At 65.7% G+C, this 24,448-nt stretch carries 27 protein-coding genes; 17 read left to right on the top strand and 10 right to left on the bottom strand.

What is annotated here, in order from left to right:
• Positions 1-91: 91 nt before the first annotated feature.
• Positions 92-2,308: a C2 family cysteine protease gene (locus ABWP89_RS05755; protein WP_353227859.1), complete on the top strand. Its 2,217-nt coding sequence runs from the start codon at positions 92-94 to the stop codon at positions 2,306-2,308.
• Positions 2,309-2,409: 101 nt separating this feature from the next.
• Complete coding sequence (locus ABWP89_RS05750; protein WP_353227858.1) at positions 2,410-3,231, top strand: class I SAM-dependent methyltransferase; 822 nt, start codon at positions 2,410-2,412, stop codon at positions 3,229-3,231.
• 39 nt (positions 3,232-3,270) lie between these two features.
• Here ABWP89_RS05750 and ABWP89_RS05745 read toward each other — a convergent pair whose 3' ends face one another.
• The gene (locus ABWP89_RS05745; RefSeq protein WP_353227857.1) at positions 3,271-3,843 is read right to left on the bottom strand and encodes a hypothetical protein; all 573 of its coding nucleotides are present in this window, start codon (positions 3,841-3,843) and stop codon (positions 3,271-3,273) included.
• 261 nt (positions 3,844-4,104) lie between these two features.
• On the opposite strand from ABWP89_RS05745, the gene ABWP89_RS05740 reads away from it, so the two are divergent.
• Positions 4,105-4,713: a hypothetical protein gene (locus tag ABWP89_RS05740; protein WP_353227856.1), complete on the top strand. Its 609-nt coding sequence runs from the start codon at positions 4,105-4,107 to the stop codon at positions 4,711-4,713.
• Positions 4,714-5,349: 636 nt separating this feature from the next.
• Here the strand turns inward: ABWP89_RS05740 and ABWP89_RS05735 are convergent.
• Entirely contained in the window at positions 5,350-6,627 is a 1,278-nt protein-coding gene (locus tag ABWP89_RS05735) for a class I SAM-dependent methyltransferase (RefSeq protein WP_353227913.1), read from the bottom strand.
• Between the two features lie 124 nt (positions 6,628-6,751).
• Between ABWP89_RS05735 and ABWP89_RS05730 the strand changes: the two genes are divergently transcribed.
• Both ABWP89_RS05730 and ABWP89_RS05725 read left to right on the top strand, forming a co-directional pair.
• On the top strand, positions 6,752-7,594 hold the full coding sequence (locus ABWP89_RS05730) for a PhzF family phenazine biosynthesis protein (protein ID WP_353227854.1): 843 nt from the start codon (positions 6,752-6,754) through the stop codon (positions 7,592-7,594).
• A 188-nt stretch (positions 7,595-7,782) separates the two neighbouring features.
• Positions 7,783-9,462 carry a hypothetical protein gene (locus ABWP89_RS05725; RefSeq protein WP_353227853.1) on the top strand — a complete coding sequence of 560 codons (1,680 nt, stop codon included), beginning with the start codon at positions 7,783-7,785 and terminating at the stop codon, positions 9,460-9,462.
• 9 nt (positions 9,463-9,471) lie between these two features.
• Here ABWP89_RS05725 and ABWP89_RS05720 read toward each other — a convergent pair whose 3' ends face one another.
• Positions 9,472-10,524 carry an NAD(P)H-dependent flavin oxidoreductase gene (locus ABWP89_RS05720; RefSeq protein WP_353227852.1) on the bottom strand — a complete coding sequence of 351 codons (1,053 nt, stop codon included), beginning with the start codon at positions 10,522-10,524 and terminating at the stop codon, positions 9,472-9,474.
• A gap of 18 nt (positions 10,525-10,542) precedes the next feature.
• Positions 10,543-11,457: a LysR family transcriptional regulator gene (locus ABWP89_RS05715; RefSeq protein WP_353227851.1), complete on the bottom strand. Its 915-nt coding sequence runs from the start codon at positions 11,455-11,457 to the stop codon at positions 10,543-10,545.
• Positions 11,458-11,572: 115 nt separating this feature from the next.
• Here ABWP89_RS05715 and ABWP89_RS05710 point away from each other — a divergent pair, with 115 nt between their 5' ends.
• The 10 genes from ABWP89_RS05710 to ABWP89_RS05665 all read left to right on the top strand — a co-directional run bounded on the left by ABWP89_RS05710 (position 11,573) and on the right by ABWP89_RS05665 (position 17,163).
• Positions 11,573-12,286 carry a pirin family protein gene (locus tag ABWP89_RS05710; protein WP_353227850.1) on the top strand — a complete coding sequence of 238 codons (714 nt, stop codon included), beginning with the start codon at positions 11,573-11,575 and terminating at the stop codon, positions 12,284-12,286.
• A 54-nt stretch (positions 12,287-12,340) separates the two neighbouring features.
• Positions 12,341-13,249, top strand: coding sequence for a pirin family protein (locus ABWP89_RS05705; RefSeq protein WP_353227849.1), 909 nt, complete (start codon positions 12,341-12,343; stop codon positions 13,247-13,249).
• A gap of 12 nt (positions 13,250-13,261) precedes the next feature.
• Positions 13,262-13,696: an OsmC family protein gene (locus tag ABWP89_RS05700; RefSeq protein ID WP_353227848.1), complete on the top strand. Its 435-nt coding sequence runs from the start codon at positions 13,262-13,264 to the stop codon at positions 13,694-13,696.
• A 114-nt stretch (positions 13,697-13,810) separates the two neighbouring features.
• The gene (locus ABWP89_RS05695; protein WP_353227846.1) at positions 13,811-14,269 is read left to right on the top strand and encodes a universal stress protein; all 459 of its coding nucleotides are present in this window, start codon (positions 13,811-13,813) and stop codon (positions 14,267-14,269) included.
• The gene (locus tag ABWP89_RS05690; RefSeq protein ID WP_353227845.1) at positions 14,269-14,694 is read left to right on the top strand and encodes a DUF3775 domain-containing protein; all 426 of its coding nucleotides are present in this window, start codon (positions 14,269-14,271) and stop codon (positions 14,692-14,694) included. Before ABWP89_RS05695 ends, ABWP89_RS05690 begins: the two co-directional genes overlap by 1 nt.
• Positions 14,695-14,937: 243 nt before the next feature.
• Positions 14,938-15,660 carry a hypothetical protein gene (locus ABWP89_RS05685; RefSeq protein WP_353227844.1) on the top strand — a complete coding sequence of 241 codons (723 nt, stop codon included), beginning with the start codon at positions 14,938-14,940 and terminating at the stop codon, positions 15,658-15,660.
• Between the two features lie 83 nt (positions 15,661-15,743).
• The gene (locus tag ABWP89_RS05680; protein WP_353227843.1) at positions 15,744-16,112 is read left to right on the top strand and encodes a hypothetical protein; all 369 of its coding nucleotides are present in this window, start codon (positions 15,744-15,746) and stop codon (positions 16,110-16,112) included.
• A 39-nt stretch (positions 16,113-16,151) separates the two neighbouring features.
• A complete protein-coding gene (locus tag ABWP89_RS05675) occupies positions 16,152-16,328 on the top strand; it encodes a CsbD family protein (RefSeq protein ID WP_353227842.1) in 177 nt (58 codons plus the stop codon).
• Between the two features lie 123 nt (positions 16,329-16,451).
• Complete coding sequence (locus tag ABWP89_RS05670) at positions 16,452-16,598, top strand: lmo0937 family membrane protein (RefSeq protein ID WP_353227841.1); 147 nt, start codon at positions 16,452-16,454, stop codon at positions 16,596-16,598.
• A gap of 19 nt (positions 16,599-16,617) precedes the next feature.
• Positions 16,618-17,163, top strand: coding sequence for a DUF1003 domain-containing protein (locus ABWP89_RS05665; protein WP_353227840.1), 546 nt, complete (start codon positions 16,618-16,620; stop codon positions 17,161-17,163).
• 10 nt (positions 17,164-17,173) lie between these two features.
• Here the strand turns inward: ABWP89_RS05665 and ABWP89_RS05660 are convergent, their stop codons facing one another.
• From ABWP89_RS05660 to ABWP89_RS05645, 4 genes are all read right to left on the bottom strand, one after another.
• Positions 17,174-18,130, bottom strand: a complete 957-nt coding sequence (locus tag ABWP89_RS05660; RefSeq protein ID WP_353227838.1) for an alpha/beta fold hydrolase — start codon at positions 18,128-18,130, stop codon at positions 17,174-17,176.
• Positions 18,131-18,226: 96 nt separating this feature from the next.
• Positions 18,227-18,979, bottom strand: coding sequence for a hypothetical protein (locus ABWP89_RS05655; RefSeq protein ID WP_353227836.1), 753 nt, complete (start codon positions 18,977-18,979; stop codon positions 18,227-18,229).
• Between the two features lie 133 nt (positions 18,980-19,112).
• Entirely contained in the window at positions 19,113-19,385 is a 273-nt protein-coding gene (locus ABWP89_RS05650) for a glycine zipper 2TM domain-containing protein (RefSeq protein WP_353227835.1), read from the bottom strand.
• A gap of 193 nt (positions 19,386-19,578) precedes the next feature.
• Positions 19,579-20,280, bottom strand: coding sequence for a VIT1/CCC1 transporter family protein (locus ABWP89_RS05645; RefSeq protein WP_353227833.1), 702 nt, complete (start codon positions 20,278-20,280; stop codon positions 19,579-19,581).
• Positions 20,281-20,512: 232 nt separating this feature from the next.
• On the opposite strand from ABWP89_RS05645, the gene ABWP89_RS05640 reads away from it, so the two are divergent.
• On the top strand, positions 20,513-21,391 hold the full coding sequence (locus tag ABWP89_RS05640; protein ID WP_353227832.1) for a sulfotransferase family protein: 879 nt from the start codon (positions 20,513-20,515) through the stop codon (positions 21,389-21,391).
• Positions 21,388-21,789, top strand: coding sequence for a cupin domain-containing protein (locus ABWP89_RS05635; protein ID WP_353227830.1), 402 nt, complete (start codon positions 21,388-21,390; stop codon positions 21,787-21,789). The genes ABWP89_RS05640 and ABWP89_RS05635 overlap by 4 nt, the downstream gene beginning before the upstream one ends.
• Before the next feature lie 503 nt (positions 21,790-22,292).
• On the opposite strand, the gene ABWP89_RS05630 is transcribed toward ABWP89_RS05635, so the two are convergent.
• Together ABWP89_RS05630 and ABWP89_RS05625 are read right to left on the bottom strand one after the other, a co-directional pair.
• The gene (locus tag ABWP89_RS05630) at positions 22,293-23,081 is read right to left on the bottom strand and encodes a DeoR/GlpR family DNA-binding transcription regulator (protein WP_353227828.1); all 789 of its coding nucleotides are present in this window, start codon (positions 23,079-23,081) and stop codon (positions 22,293-22,295) included.
• Positions 23,082-23,142: 61 nt separating this feature from the next.
• Entirely contained in the window at positions 23,143-24,393 is a 1,251-nt protein-coding gene (locus ABWP89_RS05625; protein WP_353227827.1) for an MFS transporter, read from the bottom strand.
• Positions 24,394-24,448: the final 55 nt, after the last annotated feature.

The following is a 24,448-nucleotide window of genomic DNA, read 5'->3' as shown; positions in this document are numbered from 1 at the left end:
TCATGCTCCGTTAACGACTTGCGCGGGGCAACTCGTTAAATTCTGTGCGCGATGGCTGATGTCCTGATCATTGGGGACGGATGCGGCACGCATGACCTTGAGCGCAAACACGGCCAGCTGGACCGCCGCCGATTACAAAAGCGCCACCGCCGGCCAGATCGCCGGGCTGACCGTCGCGCAAGTGGCGGCGCTGGCGCATACCGACTGGTTGACAGCGGCGGCCTTTGCCGGCTTTTCGGCATCGCAGGTCGCGGCGATCAGCATCAGCTGGACCTGGATGAGCGCGGCGCAGATCAACGCGCTGTCGGCGGCGGCGACCGCGGCCATCCCGGTCGGCGGTATCGCCGCGCTGACCACCGCCACGATCGCCGGGCTTGGCACCAGCCACCTGGCCGCGCTGACCACCGCACAGATTGCGGCGCTGAGCCGCACCCAGATCAAGGCATTGAGCGCAACGCAGGTCGCCGCGTTCAGCCCCACCCAGATCGCCGCGATGACGCTGGCGCAAGTTGACACGCTGTCGCCGGCGCAGATCGGCGGGCTGAGCGCGGCGCAAGTGGCGGTGCTGAGCCCGGCGCAACTGGCATCGTTGTCGGCGGCGCAGCTGGGCGGGTTGACCGCGGCGGCGGCGGCAGGGCTGACATCGGCGCAGCTTGCCGCGCTGGGCATGGCGATCAGCGGGCTGTCAGCCACGGCGATTGCCGGGCTGGCGCCGGCGACGGTGGCCGCGTTGAGCGGCTGGCAACTGGCCGATCTGACCATGGCGCAGATCGGCGCGCTGACCCGCGCGCAGATTGCCGGGCTGACGGCGGCAAAGCTCGGCTACCTCTCGCCCGGCGCGCTGATGGCGTTGGGCAGCAGGGTGCAGGCGATCAGTCTGACAGCGCTGGCCGGGCTTACCCCGGTCAATGTTGCGGCGATCTATATCCGGCTGTCATCGGCGCAGATCGGCGCGCTGTCATCGGTACAGGCGGCAGAGGTCACGCTGGCAAAAAACACCACGGCCACCTTGCTGTCGGGGCTGACCACCGGCGGCCTGCTGACACAGGTCAAGGCAGTAAGCGCGGCAGGCCAGTCGCTGTTCAGTTATCCCGCGCTGCTGTCGATCCTGACCGCCACGGAAAAGGCGATCGGCAGCACCGGGCTGTCTGCGGCGCAACTGGCCGATCTGAAACGGCTGACCACCGCGGTCGGCAGTGTGCTGGGCACGCAATCGTATCTGTATGGCGTGCTGGCGGCGATGGTGAACGGCAACGCCGCCAATGCCACCTGGACCGGCGGCGCCACCACCAGTGTTACGCTGGGCAACCTGGCGGTGGGCAGCAGCGCCAAGCAGTTTGACGAACTGCTGGGCAAATGGTTTCTGGGCACCGATCTGCCAAGCTGGTCCACCACCACGGCGACCAGCTGGGTCACCAAAACCGCCGATCTGTTCGGCACCAGCGGGCCGACGTCGGCCGATCCGGTGCAGGGCGGGATCGGCGATTGTTATCTGATCGCGGCCACGCTGGATGTCGCGAAAGTGCAGCCCGGCCTGATCGCATCGATGTTCACCGACAATGGCAACGGCACCTGCGGGGTGCGGCTGTACACACCGGGCGGTGCGCCGATCTATTTCACCGTCAATGGCCAGGTGCCCAAATCGGGCTGGACCGCCGGCACCGCCACGGGCGCCGAATGGGTCACGCTGCTGGAAAAGGCCTTCATCGCCTATAAGAACGAAGTGCACGGGGCCGCCAATGCCTACGATTCGATCAGCGGCGGCTGGGCCGAAGGTCTGACCGCGATCACCGGCAAGACGGTCACCAATTACATCGCCGCCTATACCACGTCGCAGGCGGTATGGGACACCACGGTCAAAAACGCGGTGATCGCCGCGCTGGCGGCGGGCGAAGAAGTGCTGTTCGGATCGTTTATCGACAACAAGGACACCGCCAACGGCAAGACCGATCTGGTCAGCAGCCATGAATTCGCGGTGACCGGCTATGACAAGGCGACCGGCTGTTTCGTGCTGCAAAACCCGTGGGGCGCCAGCGGCGGTTCCAGCTGGAACGGAATTTTTGAACAGACCATCGATCAGCTGTGGGGCGGCACCACCGGCAACAGCCGTTCCAGCGGCTTTATCGTCGCCAGGGGCAGTTCGCCCAGTGGTGCCACCGCGTCGGCCTATGCCGCCGCGCAACTGACGCAGGCAATCGCCAGCGTGCCGCAATCTGCCGGAACGCTGGTGGCGGACAGCCTGCTGGCCGCGGCCGCGCAAGGCACGGCCGCGCTGCACGGCCTGCATCTGGCCGCCGCCCTGCGCTGATTTCCCGAACCGGAAAGGCGCGCTGTGTCCGCAAGAACAGCTATGCTTTGCCGCACGGGATGATACACCTCGCCCGGGTTAATGGATTTAGGGGTATTGCCATGCGCGCGCGTGTTCTGGGCCGGGGATTGTTGCCGCTGGCGGCGTTTTCAGCCGTCATGATCGTTTCATCAGCCGCCATGGCCCAACCGGCCGATCTGGCCGCGATCACGGCAGCGGTGGCCGATACGCATCGCACGCCCGCCCAGACCAAGCGCGACCAGTACCGCCACCCGGCCGAAACCCTGGCCTTTTTCGGGCTGCGCACCGACCAGACGGTGGTGGAATTTCAGCCCAGCGGCGGCTGGTACACCGCCATTCTGGCGCCGCTGGTGGCCAGCAAGGGCCACTATATCGGCCTGGTGCAGCACAGCCAAAAGGCGCAGGACGGGCTGGCAAAGCTGATCGCGGAGGGTGGCGAACGCTATCATGGCGGGACCGCGGCCACGCTTGATCCGGCGGCGGGAACGTCGACCGTGGCCGATGGCAGCGCTGATGTGGTGCTGACCTTCCGCAACGTGCACAACCTGATCATGGACGGCAGCGCCACCGCCAACGGCGCGTTCAAGGCGTTTTACCGCATGCTGAAGCCCGGCGGCGTGCTGGGCGTCGAAGACCACCATCTGCCCGAAACCGCCGACAGCGCAGCGGAACAGAAGTCCGGCTATCTGAAGCGTTCAACCGTGGTCCATCTGGCCGAAGCCGCCGGGTTCCGGCTGGCCGGGGAAAGCGATATCAACGCCAACCCCAAAGATACCCACGACTGGCCCGAAGGCGTGTGGACCCTGCCGCCCACGCTGGAACTGGGCGACAAGGACCGCGAAAAATACCTGGCCATCGGCGAAAGCGACCGCCTGACGCTGAAATTCGTCAAGCCGAAATAAGGCGCGCGCGACGCCAGCGCGCGTTGCGTTGCCGGCCTGTCAGGATTTGGCGTTCGTCAGCAGGAACGCAATGTCCTCATAAGTGTTCGCGCCTTTTATCCGGTCGATGAACTGATCGGCGGTGTTGATCCCGAAATCCTTGTAGGCCGCCGCCATGTTCAACATGACTTGCGCATCCAGTTTGGCGGTGCCCATGCCGATTGCGTATTTGGTCCAGGTGAACCACAGGCGCTTCATCTGTTCCAACGGGGTGGTAATTTTTTTGAAGCCCGGCGGCAGATCCAGAAATTTGAACGGCTGCGCATCGACAAGTTTGAGATAGTGGTAAACTTTGGTGCCGTCGGCGCCTTCGTAATTGACGTGAAAGAATTTGCTTTCCGCGGCTGGATTGGTGTCAAAATCCAGCCGCCAGCCATCACCGGCGGCGTTTTTGAAACCGATCATGAAACCGGCCCCGATCATGTTGGCCGATCGTGCCTTGCCCCAATAAGGATGGCGGAACTGATCAATGGCCAGGCCTTCGTTGACGGCCATGCAGGTCAGCACGCTGGTCAGATTGCCGGTGGCGTGATTGCAGTTACCCTTGCACTTGCGTTCAGGTTTGCTGGCCACGGCATGCCTCCTCGTTTGGATGCCGATAAATGCGTGCGAACAATGACAAGGTCAAGAAAATGGGATGGCATGCGCAACTATTTGGTCACGCTGCACCGCAACATTCAATTGGACGGGCATCGGCAGGACGTGTAGTGCAGCTACCCGGTCAGCGCAGTGTTTCCGGCGTTGGCAAGTGCCAGGCTGTGGCGCGGTGGTTTGCCCCGGAGTGCGATGCGTGATCCTTTGTCAACATTGCCCCATTTCCAGAAACAGGTGCGCGTGACGGATCGCGGCGCCGGGTACGCGGCGGTTCCACCCGCGGCGGTTGTGCCATCCGGCAGTTTTGGCCCGGCCTATGCGGCGATGGTGGCGGGTTGCCGGTTTCTGATCGCGCGCGGGCAGGGGCCGCATGGGGTGCCCGCAATCCGCGCACCGCATCGCGGGGTGGCCATGCGCCGCGCGGGCAATTGCCTGCGCGAACTGGACCGGATGTTGTCGGTGCTGGTCGACGCAGGGGTGGCCGACGGGGCCGGCGGATGGTTGGACAGCGGCACACGCAAGACCCCCGGCGTCTATGCACGCGAAGGGGATGCCGCGCACACCATTTTCCGGATCACCGCATTGCGCACCCATTTCGCGGCAGACATGCCGCGTCTGCGCGCGATCGGCCGGATCCGGGCGATGGCCACTGGCGACATGGCGGTTGAGGCGGCCAGCCGTCCGGCGGTCGATCTGGCGGCGGCGACTATGGGCCGGGCGCGGTGCGGCCACGCGTCGCCGACGGCATTGGTGATCGGCGATGCCGCGCTGGCGACGATTGCCGAATTTTACTGGGTGCTGGCCGATCGTTTGCACCGGTTGCAGGCCAGGGCGGTCATCGCGGATTGATCCCACCGTCAGGGTGATCGTGACGTATCATGCGCATCGCGGCTGCTCCTGTGCGGTCACCCCGGCGGGATGCGTTGGCGGTTTCAGCGACGGTACCGGGCCACCCTCGATCTGCATCGCGAGCGGTTGTACCATTGGGTCGGCGGGTCGGGAACGCACCCTTCGTGGTCCCGACGGATAGCAGTTGCCAGAACAACCCATGCCCTGTGCAACCCTCCGGAGCTATGGCCAATCCGCCTGTCGCATATCTGCCTTCACACCACGGGAACCGGGGACAACTGGTCCCGTTGTGGCGCCACCATCGCGGTGACAGGGCAGAGTGAAACACGCGCTTTGCCTAAGGGCATCTCCAGTTCACTGGAGATCGGACCGAGTGGCCGGATGCGGCACTGTCGCAAAATGCCGTAATCCATGATTAAGTTCTTGGAAAAATATGCTTAATATATTTCCCTTAGGGACCCGCCGAAATGGATATAACTCGGGTGCGGTGCACACGCTGCTGCGCACGCTGATGCCACCCGGGGGCGCAGGCACGGCCAGATTGGCCGCGACGTTGCGTCGTGCAGGGGTTTGCGCGTTGCTGTGCAGAGGTCTGCGTGTCGCTGTGCCGGCAGGGGATTCGTTGCGGTCGCCCGGTCAGGCGGGGGTTGTATCGCGGCGCAGCGGAACCACGTTTGCGCCATACTGGCCGGAATTCAGCCGCGTTTCGGTCGCTTCGATATAATCGCGGGTGATCGGCACGGCATCGCGGTCGCGCACCAGCTGCAGCTGAAAATTCACCAGGCTGGCATGTTCGAACCCGGTCGCCGCACCCGCCAGATAGAACAGCCACATGCGGTAGAACTTTTCATCGAACAGTTCGACGATGCGATCATGCTGCGCCACGCAACGGTCAAACCACGCGCGCAGCGTGGGCGCGTAATGGCGGCGCAGGATCTCGCAATCGGCCAGCATCAGCTTGTTCGGCTCGATCGCGGCGACGGTTTCGCTCAGGGACGGGATATAGCCGCCCGGGAAAATGTATTTGCGGGTGAAATCATCGGTAATCGCCGGCGGTGCGGCCCGGCCGATGGTGTGCAGCAGCATCACCCCGTGCATTTCCAGCAGGTTGTGGCAGGTGCGGAAAAACGTCGGGAAATTGCGCGTGCCGACGTGTTCGAACATGCCGACCGACACGATCCGGTCGAATTTGCCCTGCTGGTCGCGATAATCGGTCAGGCTGAAGGTGACGGCATCGGCCACGCCTTCACGCGCGGCCCAGGCCTTGGCATAGCCGATCTGTTCCTTACTGAGCGATATGCCGTGGATTTTTGCCCCGGTCACTTTGTGCAGATGGATCGCCAGCCCGCCCCAGCCGCAGCCGATATCGAGCACGCGGTCACCCGGTTTGAGCGCCAGTTTGGCGGCGATGTGGTTCATCTTGGCCACTTGCGCCGCTTCCAGCGTGGTGATCCCGTCGGCCCAATAGGCGCAGGAATACTGGCGATTGGAATCGAGGAACAGGTCATACAGCCGGTCGTCGATGTCGTAATGGTGTGACACGTTGCGCAAGGACGCTGCGCGCGCGTTGATGCGGTTGAGCCGGCCGACAATCGCCAGCCGGGTTTTCATCCACAGCCCCGGATTGTCCAGGTTGCGGCCGCTGTCCCACGGGTTGTTGCGGCGGATCAGGCCGACAAAATCCATGATGCTGCCACCGGTGATATCGACGCGCTGGTCCATATAGGCCTCGGCAAAGCCCAGGCTGGGGTTGCGTGCGATCTTGCCCGGCACGCCCTTGTCATGCAGCACCAGGCCCAGATCGTCCCAGCCGGGGGTGGCGGTGCCATAACGGCGTTGGCGGCCACTGGCCTCTGTCACAGTCAACGTGCCCTGGTGGACCAGACGTTTCAGTGCGGCATCAAGCAGGAACATCGACATGAACAAGACCTGTCATCGCAGTTGGCAGGGAAAAACGGTAATTTTACCTGCGACACTTGGGCGGGCTTTGCAAGCGCGCACGGTTGCCCGCCAAGCTTCGCGCCGTTATGCCGGGGTCATGAAACTCGATCTGGTCGATGTGTTTGCCAACCGCAGCCTGTCGGGCAATCCGCTGGCGGTGGTGCGCGGTGGAGAGGCGCTGGACACGGCGCAAATGCTGGCGCTGACGCGGTGGCTGGGGTTTTCCGAAACCACGTTCCTGTTGCCTCCAAGCGCCGCCGGCGCAGATTACCGTGTGCGGATTTTCTATCCGGCGGGAGAATTGCCGTTTGCCGGGCATCCGACGCTGGGCAGCGCGGCGGCGTGGCTGGCGGCGGGTGGTGTGCCCGCGCGCGCTGATGGCGTGGTGCAGGAATGCGGCGCCGGGCTGATCACGGTGCGCGTGACCGGCGATATGCTGGCGTTTCGCGCGCCACCCTTGTTGCGCGGTGGTCCGCTGAATGATGCCGAACGGGCAGAGGCGATCCGCGTCGCAGGCGTCGACGCGGCCGATGTGATCGGCGCGGTCCATGCCGACAATGGTCCCGGCTGGCGCCTGCTGCACCTGTCATCGGCGCAGGCGGTGCTGAATGCCGCGCCGGTGGCCACCGCGCCGGTGCCGACCGATGTCGGGCTGGTCGGGGCGTGGCCCGCCGGGCATGAGTGCCAGTTTGAGGCCCGCGCGTTTTTTGCCAATGCGCAAGGGCGGCTGGTCGAAGACCCGGTCACCGGCAGCCTGAACGCGTCGGTCGCGCAATATCTGCTGGCGCATGGCCACGCCGCCGCGCCGGGCTATGCCGCCGGGCAGGGGCAGCAAATTGGCGCCGACGGACGGATTGCGGTGACCATCGACGCCGACGGCACCGTCTGGGTCGGCGGCCGCGCGCGGATCATTTCCCGTGGTGAAGATCTGACGCTGTAACTTTCCGGTCGCGGATGAACCCGCGTTGTGCGCGCGGTTCAGCGCCCGCTCACCTTGTGGTGCATAGAGTGACAACCAGTCCTTGGCAGGGGGCTGGTTTTTTGCCGCGATTGCGGCCTGCGGGATCACCCGCCGTAATGTGACCGTCGATTTTCGGCGGCATCCGTTTGCACAAGGATATCCCTGCCATGCCTGCTTTGAGGTCACGCCGCCGTGCGTTTGCCGCCACCACCGCTTCGCTGTTGCTGACCAGCGCACTGGCCGCCTGCAACGGCCAGGCGGCACCCGGTGCCGCTCCGTCGGATGGCGGCAGCACGGTGGCCGCGGTTGATGCGGCGCCCACGGCGCTGCCACTGGCAACAGCGGTGCCCACGCCCATCGCCACCGCACCGCCAGTGACCGAGCTGCCCGAAGGGCGGCGGACCCGGGTGGCCCATCTGGCCAACCGGCGAGACGGCTATGGCTATCTCGACCGCGCCTATTATCAGCAGAATGCCGTCGAAAATGCCCCGCCCGATTACAGTTTTGACAGCAGCGGCGTGCGACCGTGGACCTGGGCGACGGGCGATGGCGCGCGCGTGATCAGTGAACCGGTCGCGGGCGGATATCGCTATTATTATTACAATGCCGGGTCGGACCGGCCCTATCTGGTGCGCGATCCGCTCAATTCCTATGCCTATGACAATGGCGCGCTGGTCGGGGTCTATTCACCGTCGGGCGAATGGATCGATGCTGGCGAAAATTCGCCATCGGCGCGCTATGCCGGGCGCTATTACGACCGCGGCAATACATTGTGGCGCGGGGCAAACCATTCTCCGCACGTGGCGGTCAACGCCTATGACTGGGGTGATCGGCGCGCCGATATCGCCGCGCAACGCAACGCGTGGCAGCAGCGCATGCAATCCAATGCCGAATGGACATCGTGGAACAACCAGCACCGCGATCAAGAACAGGGGTACTGGAACGACGCGCGTGACCAGCATCAGCAAGCGGCGCAACAGTTCGGCACCTGGCAACAGAACCACTATCAGGGCGCGCCGCCACAGTTTTACGGCAACCCCGATCAGGGTGGCAATCAGGGCGGCAATGGCAACCCCAACCAGCGGCGTGACCATACCGCGGCGATTGTCGGCGGGGTGGCCGGCGTAGGCATTGTTGCCACCGTCGCCAACGCTGTATTCGGTCATCGCGACGCGCCGCATCCGGCACCAGCCCAGGCCCCGGTTTCGCCCGGCCCGGGCAGCGGGTATCAGCGCGGTCCGGACCAATATGCGCCGCGTGCGGCGCCCGCCCAGAATGCGCCGCGACCGGGGCCCGCGCAATATGCGCCGCGCCCTGCGCCGGGCATGGCACCGCAGGCCCCCATGCAGCCCGGCATTGCACCGTCTGCTGCCCGCCCGCCGCAAATGCCCGTGCGTCCGGCCTATGCGCCCGCACCGCAGCATCCCGTGGCAATGCGGCCGCAGCCGGCAGCAAACCCGGCACGTGCGGTCCAGCCTGCTGTGCCGACCCGCGTTGCCCCGGTGCCCGTGCATCCCGTGATGGTGCAGCCTGCGCCCGTGCGCGTTGCGCCGGTGCCGGTCATGCCGGTTCGTCCGGTGATGGTGCGGCCCGCGCCGGTGCGCGTTGCGCCGGTGCCGGTCATGCCGGTTCGTCCGGTGGTGGTGCGGCCCGCGCCAGTCCCCGTTGCGCCGGTGCCGGTCGTGCCAGTGCGCGTGCCGCCAGTTCAGGCGCTGCCGGTTCGTCCGCCGGTCGTCCATGGTCCGGCAGCGGTGGCCCATCCCGGCCCTGCAAAGCCGCCGCACCAGCCGCCAGAGCGTGATCGTCCGCACGATGCGCATGACCAGCACCATGGTCCGGGCGACTGACGCCCGCGGTCAGCGCTTCATTTCGGCGGCCAATGCCAGGGTCAGCGCGGCGGCGGGCATTGTGCGTGCCAGCGGCGCGCCCTGGCCCGCCCAGTGTGCGCCAAAACCGGGCTCTCCCTGTGCCCGCGCGACGGCATTCAGCGCCTTGCCCAGATCATAGGCGACCGGATAAGCGGGGATCATCACCCCTGCCAGTGCATCGCCCGCCGCGGTAAAGCGGTTGGCCAGGCAGCGCGCCGCCCGGCCCGAAATCGCGCGCGTGACCGTGGTGTGGTGTGCCGCATCGCCCAACAGGGCGGCACGGTACCCGGCATCGGCCAGGCTTTCATCGCAGGCGATATAGGCGGTGCCCAATTGCGCCGCCGCCGCGCCCAGCGCGCGTGCGGCATCGATCCCGGCCCCGTCCATGATCCCCCCGGCGGCGATCACCGGCACGTGCAACGCGCGCGACAGCAGGCGCACCAGCGCCAGCGTGCCGATCTGTGCATCGGGCGCATCAGCGTCGAACGTGCCACGATGGCCGCCAGCCTCCCACCCCTGGGCGATCACCGCGTGGACCCCGGCGGCCTGCGCTGCGCGCGCCTCATCCACGCTGGTGGCGCTGGCCAGCAGGACAATACCCGCCGCGCGCAGCGCCGCGATGCGCGCGGCATCGGGCACGCCGAAATGAAAGCTGACCACCGCCGGCCGTTCGGCCAGGATCAGCGCCAGCATCGCGTCGTCATCGGCAAAACTGGTGTAGATGGTGTTCAGCCGGTCGGGCGGGGTGGCACCAAACGCGGCAAATCGGGGCCGCCACTGGTCGATCCAGCCCGCCTCTGCCGCCGCGTCGCGACGCGGCGGGGTGTGCACGAACACGTTGACGTTGAAGCGGTGATTGCCCAGTGCGCGCACGTCGGCAAACATCGCGCGCGCGCCGTCAACACCGGCCGCGCCCACCGCGATCGCGCCCAGCCCGCCTGCGCCCGATACCGCTGCGGCCATCGCCGGCGATGATACCCCGGCCATCGGCGCCTGCAGGATCGGCAGTGTGACGCCCAGCAGATCGGTCAGTTCGGCCACGGTTGATGTCCTTTGTTGTCAGCCCTGATGCGCCCACGCCGCCGCCGCCAGGCGCGCGGCCAGAAAATCGATCAGCACGCGCACCCGCGCGGCACGGCGCGGGCCGGGCGGGGTGACCAGATGCAGCGCGATATCGGGAATGCGCCAGTCGGGCAACACTTCGACCAGCGCGCCGCTGGCCAGCAGGTCCCACACCATGAAATCAGGCTGCAGCGCCAGACCCTGGCCGGCCAGCAGCGCCGGGGTCAGCGCATCGGCATTGTTGGCCCACAGGGGCCCATCGACTTGCACGACATAGTCGCCCTGTTGCGGGTGGGTAAACCGCCAGCTGCCCGGCAAATCACGGTTGGTGTAGAGCAGCGCGCGATGGGCGGCCAGATCACGCGGATGCGCGGGCGTGCCGTGGTCGCGCAGATAGGCGGGTGCCGCCACCAGCGGGCGGCGCACCGTGCACAGCCGCCGCGCGCGCAGACTGCTGTCATCCAGGCTGGCGATGCGCAGCACCACATCGTATCCGCCGCCGACCACATCGATCAGCGCATCCGACAGATCCAGATCGATCCGGACCGCGGGGTAGGCGGCCAGAAACTGCGGCAGGATCGGTGCGACATGGCGCAGGCCAAAGCTCATCGGCACGGCCAGCCGCACCAGCCCCTGCGGCGTATCACGCTCGGCGCCGGCGTGCGTTTCGGCCGCTTCGCCATCGGCCAGGATGCGCCGCGCGCGGTCGATCACGCCCAGGCCGCTGGTGGTCAGCGTTACGCGGCGCGATGTACGGTGCAGCAGCGGTACGCCCAGCCGCGCCTCCAGCCGGGACAGCGCCTTTGACACGGTCGGCTTGGACAGCCCCAGCGCCTCGGCCGCGCCGGCGAACGACCCGGTGTCGGCAACTTTGGCAAAGATCGCCCAGGCATCGAGATCGGGCAGCGACATCGTGCAACTTTCTTCATCGAAGGATTGCCATCATTGCCATTTCTTTGTCGTGCGCAAGGCCTAGATTGGTGCCAACAGCCGCCGGTCCGATCCGACGGCACGATGGAGAAACCCGATGATCGAACTGCGCCCGTTTGCCACGATCGGCCACGCCAACCACGGCTGGCTGGATGCCCGGCACCATTTTTCGTTTGCCGATTACCATGATCCGGCGCGCATGCACTGGGGCAATCTGCGCGTGTGGAACGATGACACGATTGCCGCCAACAACGGTTTTCCGCCGCATCCGCACCGCGACATGGAAATCATCACCTATGTTCGCACCGGCGCGATCACCCACCGCGACAGCCTGGGCAACCAGGGCCGCACCGCGGCGGGCGATGTGCAGGTGATGAGCGCGGGCACCGGCGTCACCCATTCCGAATTCAATCTGGAGGATGAAGCCACCACGCTGTTCCAGATCTGGATCATGCCGACCCGCGCCGGCGAACGGCCGGGTTGGGGGGCGCGCGAATTTCCCAAGGGCACGCGCGCCGGGCAACTGGTGGTGCTGGCCAGCGGCTATCCCGAGGACGGTGACGCTTTGCCGATCCGCACTTCGGCGCGGCTGGTCGCGGGAACTGTGCGTGCAGGTGAAACCGTGGATTACGAGCTTGGCGCCGAACGCAAAGGCTATCTGGTGCCGGCAACGGGCCGGATTCGTGTCAACGGTGCCGACAGTGCCGGGGTGGAGGCCAATGCCCGCGACGGGGTAGCCATAGCTGGCGAATCCACGATCAGCATTACCGCGCTCGAAGAATCCGAAGTGGTTTTTGTCGATACACTGTAAGGATGCAGTGGCAGGGTGTGCCCCTGCCACTGTCCAGCCAAAGGACATCCAGCCATGACCGACCCGGTTGAATCCGTCATCATTCCCCCCACGCGCGATCTGGGCGACGGGTTTACCGTGCGCCGCGCGCTGCCCAGCCCGCATCGCCGCATGGTTGGCCCGTTCATCTTTTTTGACCAGATGGGCCCGGTTTCCTTTACCGGGGACCAGGCGCTGGATGTGCGGCCGCACCCGCATATCGGGCTGGCGACGGTCACCTTTCTGCTCGATGGCGAAATCATGCACCGCGATTCGCTGGGCAACGCGCTGCCGATCCGGCCCGGCGCGGTGAACTGGATGACCGCCGGGCGTGGTATCGTCCATTCCGAACGCACGCCTGATGCGTTGCGCGCCAGCAACGCGCCGGCGCGCCTGTTCGGGCTGCAGACGTGGATCGCACTGCCCGCCGCGCATGAGGAAACCGCGCCGGCGTTCACGCATTACCCTGCTGATGCCATCCCGGTGGCGCAGGCCGCCGGCGCGCGGCTGGCGCTGATTGCCGGGCAGGCCGACGGGCTGACATCGCCGGTGCAGACCTTTTCCGACATGATCTATGCCGATCTGACGCTGGATGCCGGCGCGCGCTATCGCTTTGCCGCCGACCATGTCGAACGCGCCGTCTATGTCGTGACGGGATCGCTGCGGATTGTCGGGCAGGAAGGTGCGTTCGGCGCCAGCCAGCTGGTGGTGTTGAAACCCGGCGCCGAAGTGGTGCTGACCAGCGATGAAGCCAGCCGGCTGATGCTGGTGGGGGGCGAACCTTTCGCCGAAAAGCGGCTGATCTATTGGAACTTTGTCTCGTCACGCGCCGACCGCATCGAAGCGGCCAAGGCCGACTGGCGCGCAGGCCGGTTTGATCCGGTACCGGGCGATGCCGAATTCATCCCGCTGCCGCCCGATGTCCCCGGCGCGCGGCTGGTATAAGGAGTGTTATCCATGACCGATGTCCATTTCCCGACTGCGACAGCCACCAGCACCGGCGCCGGCACGTTTCAAGCGCGGCTGGAGATTGGCGCCAGCCCGCTGACCGCCACGCTGATCGCCGATGAGCCGGTCGGGTTAAAGGGGCTGGGCACTGGCCCCAATCCCTATGATCTGCTGGCGGCGGCGCTGGCCACTTGCACCACGATGACGCTGCGCTGGCATGCGCAGCGCAAAGGGTGGGACATCGGCACGGTCAGCACCCAGGTGACCCATGCCCGCGTGCCCGGCGCCACCCCGCCCGACCAGTTTGACCGTGTGATCACGCTTGCCCCCGGCATCGATGCAGCCATGCGCGATGACCTGCTGGCGATTGCCGAACGTTGCCCGGTGCACAAGACACTGACCGCCGGCGCGGGGATTGCCACACGGCTGGCCGGCGCGGAATGACGGTGATGCCGGCAGCGTAGTTTCCGAGGGTGCAGCGCCCGGCGTGCATGATTTACCCCTGCCATCGCCGCCCCGCAATCATGCGGGCACCGGTGATCGGTCAGGAAAATCAGCGTGTATCAGTCGATTGTGGTGGCCTATGATGGCACCGGCCCCAGCGATGCGGCGCTGCGACGCGGGGCGGAACTGGCCAGGGTGTGCGGTGCGCAGTTGCACCTGCTGGGGATTGTCATCAGCCAGGGCGGACTGCTGCTCGATCCGGCGGTCGTGCCGATCGAACTGCTGCAAACCGAACGCCACTATTTGCTGGAGGCGCTGGCCAATTCGGTGCGCGATCTGGAACAGTTGGGCCAGACCGCACTGACCGCGGTGCGCGATGGCGATGCAGCGCGCGAAATCATTGGCTATGTCCATGAAAACCACTGTGACCTGGTGGTGATCGGGCATGGCGGCGGCGGCATACTGGCGCGCTGGTTCGAAGGATCGGTCGGCACCCGGCTGCTTGATCAGCTGCCGTGCAGCCTGTTGGTGGCGATCGACGACCCCGCCGCCGCCGTCGCGGCCGTGGGCTGATGGCCATGTCACCCGCCACCCCCACGCTGACCATCACCCCCGACACCGCCTTTGCGATTGTGGAAAAGGCGCGTCAGTTTGACGTGAAAATTCCGCAGTCTGACCCTGACAGCGGGTCCAACCCCAGCGATGATGGCAGCATCGATGCGCTGGAATTTGGCACCCATGATGACACGTTGAACGAACTGGTCGGGGCGATCAGCGATTGCAACGACGATGAACAGCAGGACCTGATCGCGCTGGTGCTGATCGGGCGGGGTGATTTTGCGCTGGACGAATGGCCCGCCGCGCGCGCCGCCTGGGCAGACATCGGCCGCGCCGGCATCGCGCGTTTCCTGACCGGGATTCCGCTGCTCAGTGACTATCTGGAAGACGGTCTGTCGCAATTCGACGAAACCATCGCCGACTATTTCGACCGGCACTGAGTTTACTGCACGAACCGCGTATATTCCGAGGCTGTTGCAGCGCGTTGGCACGCCTATGGCAGCGAAGTGGGGCTGGCCTGGTGCCGTCCGCCCACGCGCAGGCGGTCAACCGCAGCGCGTGTCGGCCGGATCGGGTGTTCGCCCCCCATCACGACTTTGCGATTGTAGCACCACAAGCCGGCGGCTGGTTTTCAGCCGATTGCGGCGGACCCGTGGCGCGCGCGCGAAATGGAGACTGCCGCCATGATCAAACGTACCCCGCTGTCGTCCAGGCTTGCCCTGGCTGCCCTGCTTGCCGCCACCATGATCCCCGCCAGCGCCTTTGCCGGCGAACAGACCCGCGCCGAGGCCGCGATTGCCGAAGCCAAAGGCAAGATCGATGCCGGCGACAAAGTCGGCGCCAACGACCAGGCCCCCGCGCTGCAATCGCAGGCGCGCGCAGCACTGATGTCGGCGCAGGACATGCTGGCGCACCACCAGAAATCCGAAGCGATTGCGGAGGCACACCGCGCCAGCGGGCTGGCCGATCAGGCGATCGTGACCGCCAACACCCGCAAGGCCGAAAACGAACGCAGCCGCCGCGACGATCTGCGTGATGCCGGTGCGCGCGCGCAGCAGACTGCGGCAACCGCCAACAACCGCGCGGGTGCCGCCGAAGCCGCGACCGACAATGCCAACTTGCGCGCCGACAACGCCAACCAGCGCGCTGAAAACGCCGAACGTTCGACCGCCGCGGCCAATGCGCAAATCGAGGCCATGCGCGCAGCACCCCCGCCGCCGCCGGCTCCGATGCCGACCACCACCACCGTGGCCATTTCCAGCCATGACGTGGTCGACAGCGACCGCGCGCCGGTCCGTCATACCGTGCGCAAGGCGCGCGCGCGGGCCGGTCATCGCGTGATGCACCGCACCGTGCACCACCACCATGTGAAAACCACCACGGTTACCACCACCACCCACCCCTGACGCCAGACGCTGATGCCGTCCGGCCCGATGCCGCGCATCGGGCCGGGTGCCGGCCGCACGGCGCATGCCCATTGGAATTCATCATGCGTGCCCTGATTCTGGCTTGTGCCGTTCCCGTCGGCCTGGCGCTGGCTGCACCGACGCTGGCCGCGCCGGCCTGGGCAGCGGGGCAATCCGCGCCCATGCAGTTCGGCACCAACCGGCCCGCGCCAGGGGTGTGGACGCTGATCCCGCCTTATCCCGATACTGCCAGCAGCCCGGTTGCGGCAGCCATGCCCGCCGACCCCGATTACCATGGGCGCCCTTACGTGGGCGCACTGACCGCGCCGCCACTCACCGCGATCGACAAGGATTATCCGGTCTGCACCGCAACCTTGCGCGACGGCTGCATCAATCCTGCGCAGATCGTGCCGCCGCGCCGTCACCGCCAGCGTGCAGCGCAACCCGACTGACCCATTTTACCGCAACCATCAACCGAAGGAGCACATGACATGGACAAGGACAGACTGGCAGGGGCCGCCAAACAGGCCAAGGGTGAAGCCGAAGTCGTAATCGGCAAGCTGACTGGCGATGCCAAGCTTCAGGCCGAAGGCCACGCCGACAAGGCTGCCGGCAAGATCCAGAACGCCGTCGGCGGGGCCAAGGACGCCATCCGCGACAAAATCTGACATCACACTGCATTGATCCGAAACAATAAAACCCCTCACCTGAAGGGGCAGGACGGATAGGTGCCATCCTTGCTTTTTGGCATCAGCAGCGGGTCCGAAACGGAAATCAAAAGGAAATTCGTCATGCTGTATACAATTGCAATCATCCTGCTGGTCATGTGGCTGCTGGGTTTTTCGGTGTTCCATGTCGCAGGATCGCTGATCCATCTGGTGCTGGTCATTGCGCTGATCATGTTCGTGGTCGGCCTGGTGCAGCGCCGGTCGGCCTGATCCGGCCCGGATTGCGCCGGTGACCGGTATCGCCAGCCTGCCCACACCGACCGAGGCCAGCGATCCGGCCGCCGCGATCGGACAGACTGCCGCGCATCTGCGCCACGCCCACCGGCAGGAATCCGGCGTGGTGCAGCGCGCGGTAGACCGGGTCACCGGCATCATCGGCTGGCCCGGGACCGTGGTTTGGCTGGGCGCAACCATGATCAGCTGGATTGCGGCCAATCTGGTGGCGGGGCGACTGGGTTACCAGCCGGTCGACCCTCCGCCGTTTGGCGGTCTGGAATTCATCGCCGCGGCAGGCGCGCTGGTGGTCGCGGTGCTGATCCTGACCACCCAGCGACGCGAAGACCGGCTGGCCGATCATCGCGCCCAGCTGATTTTGGAACTGTCGATCGCCAACGACCAGAAAATTGCCAAGATCATCGGGCTGCTGGAAGAAAGTCGCCGTGACAACCCGGCGATTACCGACCGGGTCGACGATCTGGCCGCCGCAATGTCCACGCCATCGGATACCGCCGCGGTGATCGGCGCGATCAAGGACCTGAGCGAAGACGCGGGCTGAATTGCTGTGATCAGACCCCTGCGCGCTGTGCCTGGCGGCGGATCCAGCCGGCAACGTGATCGGGCGCGGTGACCGGGATCATGTGGCCGCCCGTCATCAGTTCCAGTTCGCATCCCGCGATCAGGCCAGCGGCATCGGTGCCCTGGTGCGCCGCATCCAGGATTTTGTCTTCGCGGCCATACAGAATGCCGACCGGCAGCGACAGCTGTGCATAGCGCGCGGCGATACCCGGCATGTCATCACCGGCATTGACCAGTTCGGACGTGATCGCGATGAACGCAGACGGCCGTGCGGTCAACGCGCCGCCGCCGTTGCTGTTGAAATCGGCCGGTGCCGGTTCTGGCGCGAACACCGCCGCCAGCGCCGCCGTGCCCTGCATCCGGGCAATCGGCACGGCCACGGTCTGGGCGATCAGCCGCCGCAGCAGCGCAGAGCGGATCACCAGCGGTTTGTGCAGATCGGAAACCTGGTCAACCGGCAGCGTCAGCGGGGCCAGCAGCGCCAGGCCGGCGATCGCCCTCGGATAATCCAGCGCCACCGCCAGACCGATCGCGCCGCCCAGCGAATGGCCGACCAGCAGTGGCCGATCAAGATCAAGCGCGGCAATGAACTGGCTGACCACCCGGGCATTGCTGCCAATCCGCCAGTCGGGCGTCCCTTTCCAGGTGGAATAGCCGGAACCCGGTCGATCGATGATCAACAGGCGGTGGTGCGCGGCCAGCCGCCCCGCCAGCGCATAGGTGAAATTGCGCGAATGCCCGCCCAATCCGTGCACCAGCACGATCGGCGGCCCCGATCCCATGTCGATGTAATGCAGCCGCGCGTCGGGCAGATCGATAAACCGGCCATCGGGCGGCACTGTGGCCTCTGCCCGCCGTGCCAGCCAGGCTGAGGCGACCACCAGCACGATGACTGCCACTGCGATCATCGCCGGCACTGCCAGCGCCAAAGTGCCCAATACCGTCATGCCAGCCGTTCCCCCGCATCGACCAAAACCGGTCGCACGGTGCTGTCATGGCGATCCGGTCGCGCAGGTCAAGCCGGCAGGAAGGTTGGTACCTGTTCAGGCGTCGCCGAGCAGGACCAGACCGGCGGCCACGACCTGCCGATCCGAAAGATGGGCAATGTCCACCCGGTCGGTGGCGACGATGCGCTGTGCGGTGGCGGGGTGATGACGCCGCAGGTATTCGACCAGGTAGGCGCCGGCATTGCTGCGGCCTTTGCCATCGCTCAACACCACGATGCGTTGTGCAGGTGCCAGATCGACCGCGACACGTTCATAATATCCGTCGTCTTCGGGTGAATGCCCGCCATCGTGCGCGCCCAGCGGGCCGCCGTTGGCTTCATTGATGCCCTGGCGATGCTCTATGCGGGCGCGCGTCCCATCGGGGTCATCGGGTTTCAGCACGCGTGCGGTGTGCGCATCGTGCGCGCTGGCGCCCGGATCGAACAGCCGCGCCTGGTGATGGTCGATCAGCACGATGCATTGCCGTTCGACCGGGTTGGCAGAGCTTGCCGGGGCCGTTTCGCCCGGCGCAACCCCGGCCTTGACCAGGAAGGCGCGCAAATGGCGCAGTTCATCGCCGCTGATGTCATGGTCGTGCGCGCGGCCCAGATTCAGCCGTTCCGCGCCGATCGCCAGTTCATACCCGCCACCATGACGTTCGGCGACACTGCCGATCACGCCCAGCAGCGACAGCACATCGTGCCATTCGACATTGTGCGCGGTCGGATGCTGAAACAGCGCGGCCATCGTTTTGCGATGATGGCCGTTCAGATGCGGGGATGCGGGCGCGATTGCGGGGGTGTCGGTCATGGGGTCTCCGTTGCCAGTGGCCCCGCGATGCGCCCGGGACAGGCAATTGGGCACCATCGGAATGTACCCATGCCGGCCCCCGGAGGGGTAGAGCGTCCTGCGATAAATCTGGACCAGACGCTCTAACCCATCATCAGCAGCGTTTGCGGCGGTTGTGCGCCAGTTCGTGCCCGGCCAGCCCGCCAACCGCCGCGCCGGCCAGCGTACCGCCGGTGCCGCCAAACAGCACATTGCCCAGCACGCCGCCGCCAACCGCGCCGGCTACCGTGCCGGTGGTCTTGTTGAAGCGCAGGCAGCGGCCATGGTCATCGCGCTGGCTGACGTAATGGCGATAGCGGCGCGCGTCAGCGGTGCCGGGCAGGACCGATCCGGCGATGGCGACGGCTGCTAAAATGGATCGTTTCATGGTATGTCCCTCACAGGTGTTGGTTCGGCGTAACCGGTTGCGGTATCCACCGGGATCACGGACGTTGCCGTGATTGCCCAGGGGCTGCCGGGCGGATCGCATACCGGGGCGTGAAACATCTTTTACGCCGTGCAACATGAACACAGCCTGCGCCGCGCGGTCAGTGGGCTTGCAGCTTGCGCGCGCGCCGGCATCACACGGCGGTGCCGACCAGCATGCCGATCCCGGCCGTGATCGCCATCGCCAGCGCGCCCCAGAATGTGACGCGCACGGTGGCCCGCACAATCGGTGCGCCACCGGCACGCGCGCCAATCGTACCCAGCAGCGCCAGAAACAGCAGCGATGCCACCGTTTCGGTTACCAGCAACCTGTGCCCCGGCACCACCAGCACGATGGCCAGCGGCAGCGCCGCGCCGGCGGTAAAGGTGATGGCCGAGGTCAGCGCGGCCTGAATCGGCCGGGCGGTGGTCATCTGCGATATGCCCAGTTCATCGTGCGCGTGCGCGGCCAGCGCATCTTTGGCCATCAATTGCCGCGCGACCGCGTCGGCGGTGGCCGGTTCAACCCCGCGTTTGATATAGATGCCGGCCAGTTCGGCCAGTTCGGCAGCGCTGTCGGTTTGCAATTCACGCGCCTCACGCGCCAGTTCGGCACTTTCGGTATCCGCTTGTGAACTGACCGAAACATATTCGCCCGCGGCCATCGACATCGCCCCGGCGACCAGCCCGGCCGCCCCGGCGACCAAAATCGCCGACGGTTTGCCATCGGCAGCGGCGACCCCGATGATCAGGCTGGCGGTGGAAACAATGCCATCGTTGGCGCCCAGCACAGCCGCGCGCAACCAGCCGATCCGCGACATCAGGTGCCGTTCGGAATGATGCTTTAGCCTGGACATGGGGTTGTGCGCCTGTTTTGCTGCTACGACGGCTCTGGTAATGGCCGCGCAGGTGGCAATCATACGCCATTCGGGCATGCGGTCGATCAATTTTGCCACGCTGATCCTTGACACGGCCGGGCTTTGCTTTTTCAACTCCGCGCGGGAGCTGGCTGCCGCATTGGCGGACAGCGTGCCCGCGCGCGCACAATTCCTGTGCCGTATGCCGGGTTTGCAAGGGCGGGACCGATTGATGCGCGACGACCCCGTTTCCGCCGCCGTGCCCCATCCCGGGCTGGTCTGCGTCACCGGCCTGCCGCGCGCGGGATCGACCCTGCTGTGCCAGATCCTGGCGGCGCACCCGGACATTGCCTGTGACGGGCACAGTTCGCCGTTGTGCAATACGCTGCTGGCGATCCGGCGGCAGGTGAGCGCCGACGAATTTTTCCTGTCGCAGCTCGATGCCGCGGGCGCGCCGGCCTATGCCCGGTTGCAGCGGGCGATGACCGGCTATCTGCGCGGATGGGTGGATGGTGGCGATGCCGCGCTGGTGGTCGACAAGAACCGCGCCTGGCTGCACACCATCGAAATGGCGCTGGCGCTGGCGCCCGAACTGCGGATGATCGTGTGCCTGCGCGATCTGACGCAGATTGCCGCTTCGATCGAGGCACGGCACCAGCAGACCATCCTGGTCGATTTCATCGACGGGCTGGCCGATTTTGACCGGTTTGGCCGCGCCGATGCGCTGTTTGGCAAAGGCAAAGTGATCGGCGACGCGCTGGTATCGCTCAACGCCGTCAACGACCTGCCCGCCGCCGCGCGCGAACGGCTGTTTTTCCTGCGGTTTGAAGACCTGATGGCCAATCCGGCGGCGGTGACCGCGGCGCTGTTCGCGTGGCTGGGGGTGGCGCCACAGGTGATCGATTTTGCCAATCTGCCGGCCGGCCCGGGTGAAAGCGACAGCCATTATCGCCTGAAATACCCGCACACGCGCCATTCTGCGCTGACCCAACCCGCGCGGCACGAATTGCCCGCGCGCATCACCCGGCAAATCCATGCGGTGTGGGGCTGGTATTACGAACAATGGTATCCCGATGTGCAGCAGCCCTCCGCCCCGGCCGGCCCGCGATGACCACGATCCGCGCCCACATCGTCGATGAACAGACCTGCCCGACCGATGGCTGGGGCGGCATGCACTGGAAAACGCTGATCAGCGGCGACCGCACCCCGACCTGCCAGATCACGCAAGGCATCGCCGAACTGGCCCCGGCGCCGCCCGACGCGCAGGCCGAAGCGCTGCTGGTGCACTGCCACGCCCAGGCCGAAACCTATTACGTGCTGTCGGGGCAGGGTGAGTTGCAGATCGGCGACGAACTCTATCCGCTTCGCCCCGGGGTGGCGGCGTTCATCCCCGGCGGCGCGCACCACACCACTCGTGCCATCGGGACCGAATGCTTGCGGATATTGTACACTTTCGCCGCGGATTCGTTTGATGATGTGATTTACCGGTTTCCGGGGATCGAGGCGTGAGGCGAGACCCTGATGGCAACGTAAACCACTGAAAAGAAGCCCTCCCCCTCAGGAGGAGGGCCCGCGTGGGGGTGTCCCACGCCGATGTGATGCGCGACAATTCGGGCGTCGGACACCCCTCCCCAACCCCTTCCCTGCGGGGAGGGGTTACGTTCACGTCAACTGGCTTTCATTGTTGCCAGCGATACATGGGCAAATCCGGGCTTGGCCGGAACGTCCGCTTTTCGCCAGATTTCCACACAAACGGACATTCTGGATGCGCCGCAGTTGCGGCCTTACAATCGTCATTCCTGCGAACGCAGGAATCCAGGTACCACGGCTCCGCGACAAAATCGTCTTGTACAATCAACAGGTTTTGCCATCCACTCTGGATTCCTGCGTTCGCAGGAATGACGAGGAGTGCGTTGCCGAGAGTCCGCTTTCCTCCACCTCCTGCCGTTCGGTCCGCAATTGGCAGTTCCCAACTGCGGTCGTTCAATAACGGGCGGATCTGTCCTTACCACTCAGGCCGCCGGCGCAATAACCAGTCTTGCCCCCGCCTGTCGGACCATATCCGCTGCCGCATCGCTGATGCCGTGATCGGTGATCACCGTGTCAACTTCGTCCAGGCCACAGACGATAGCGCCTGACGACGACTGAAACTTTGACGAATCCGCCAGCAGGATGACCTGTTCGGCGCGGTCGATCAGGCGGCGTTCGGCGGCGACCAGGATCACGTCCTGCTGCATCACGCCCAGCGGGCCGACGGCGGCGGCGCCCATGAACAGTTTTGGCGCGTGAAAACGCGGCATCGATTCCTCGCCCGCGGCGGCCAGGATGATGTTCTGTTCGCGAAACACCGTGCCCGATGGCACCAGGATGCGCGTGCCCGGCTGTGGCAGCAGCGCGGTGACGATGTGCAGCGAATTGGTCAGCACTTGCAGATTGAGCCCGGCCAGATGCGCGCACATCTGCAGCGTGGTGGTGCCGCCATCGATCATCACGCCTTCGCCCGGCTGGCACAATGCCGCCGCGGCCGCGCCGATCGCGCGTTTGGCGGCCAGGTTGCGGGTGATCGACTGGTCGAACGGTGTGCCACTCAGCCGGAGCGTGGGCGGTGCGGCGGCCGGGTCTTCGGCCAGTCGGGCGCCGCCGTGCACGCGCACGATCTGCTCTGCGCTTTCCAGCCGCGCCAGATCGCGGCGGATGGTGGCGGGGGAGGCATCCAGCAGCGCTTCAAGATCGCGATACGTCACAAAGCCGGTGGCGCGCATTGCCTTTACGATCAGGCGTTCGCGTTCAGCCGCGTGCATTTTCAGCCGCGTTCATTTTCAGCCGCGTTCATGGGGTGCCGCCATTCTTGTCGCGCCGTGGTCATGCCGCTGCATGCCGCTCGGCCGCCAATTGTTCAAGCGATTTACCTTCGTTGCGCGGTGCCCAGGCAAACCCGATCACCCCGCTGATGACCAGAAATCCGGTCAGGATCAGCGCCAGCGTGGTGAACCCGGTCGCGGTCAGCAGCGGCACGAAAAAACTGAACACGCCCAGGCTGATCCGTACCACCGCAAAACAGATGCCCTGCGCGGTGGAGCGCAGCATGGTTGGAAACATTTCCGCACTCCACAGCTGGAAAAAGCTTTGCGCGCCAAACCCGCCGCCGAATTGCAGCAGGAACACATAGAGCAGCGCCACCGGGATGGTCAGCGGAAACACCGCGAGCAAGGCCATGCCGCAGACCTGGATCACCGCCGAAATGGCAAACAGCGTGCGCTGGTTGACCCGGTCGGCCAGTTGCATGAACACCAGCCCGATCGACGCCATGCCGATCGCGAATGACAGCGCCTGGATTGCCACCGCCTGTGCCTGTGTCGCCGCGCCGACGGTGCGCAGGATATAGGGGAAAAAGAACCCGTTGGTGCCTGCCCACAGATTCCAGAACCCGTACATGCCGACCAGGCCCAGGATCGATCCCAGGTATTTGCCCCGGAACAGCGTGGAGATCGGCGGGCGCGCTTCGCCAGAGGCTTGCGCATCGGTCCAGCGCTGCGATTCCTGCATGCGCGACCGCAGGAACGTGAGCGCGAGCGCGATGATCAACAGATGCGCAAACACGATCCGCGCGCCCAGCTCACCCAGGCTGGTCAGCGCCAGGCTCATCAGCAGCACCACCACCGGACCCAGGTACCACAGCACTTGCGCCATGCCCGAATGGCGTCCGCGTCGGTCATCGGGGGCCTGTTCGGCGATCAGCGACCACGATGCGGGAATGTCCGCCCCCACCGCCAGCCCGACAATCAGAAACCCGGTGACGATCATCCACGGCGCGACCGCAAACACCAGCAGCGCCATCCCGGCGGCGTAAATCAGCATATCCCACTGGTAGATTGTTTTGCGGCCCAGCCGGTCGCACAGAATGCCGCCGACCAGCGCGCCGATGCCTGCGCCAATGGCATTGGGGCCAAACGCCCCGAGCAGGCCCATGAAGCCTGGCGTCAGGCGATAATGGTCCTGCCACAGCGCCAGCGCGACCGATCCCGATACGATCGACCCGGCATCGATATAGTTGGCCAGCCCCGCCAGGATGGTGTCACGCCATGCGTGCCGATGGTCTTGTGCCTTGGTCACCATGCGTTCCCCGCAAGAATGGTTCGGTTGATTGTGTCGATGCCGGTCGCCGCGA

Source organism: Novosphingobium sp., from assembly GCF_040398825.1.
Classification (GTDB): Bacteria; Pseudomonadota; Alphaproteobacteria; order Sphingomonadales; family Sphingomonadaceae; genus Novosphingobium.
Note: the sequence above shows the minus strand (reverse complement) of the source record. Positions and strands in the feature narration are given on the sequence as shown.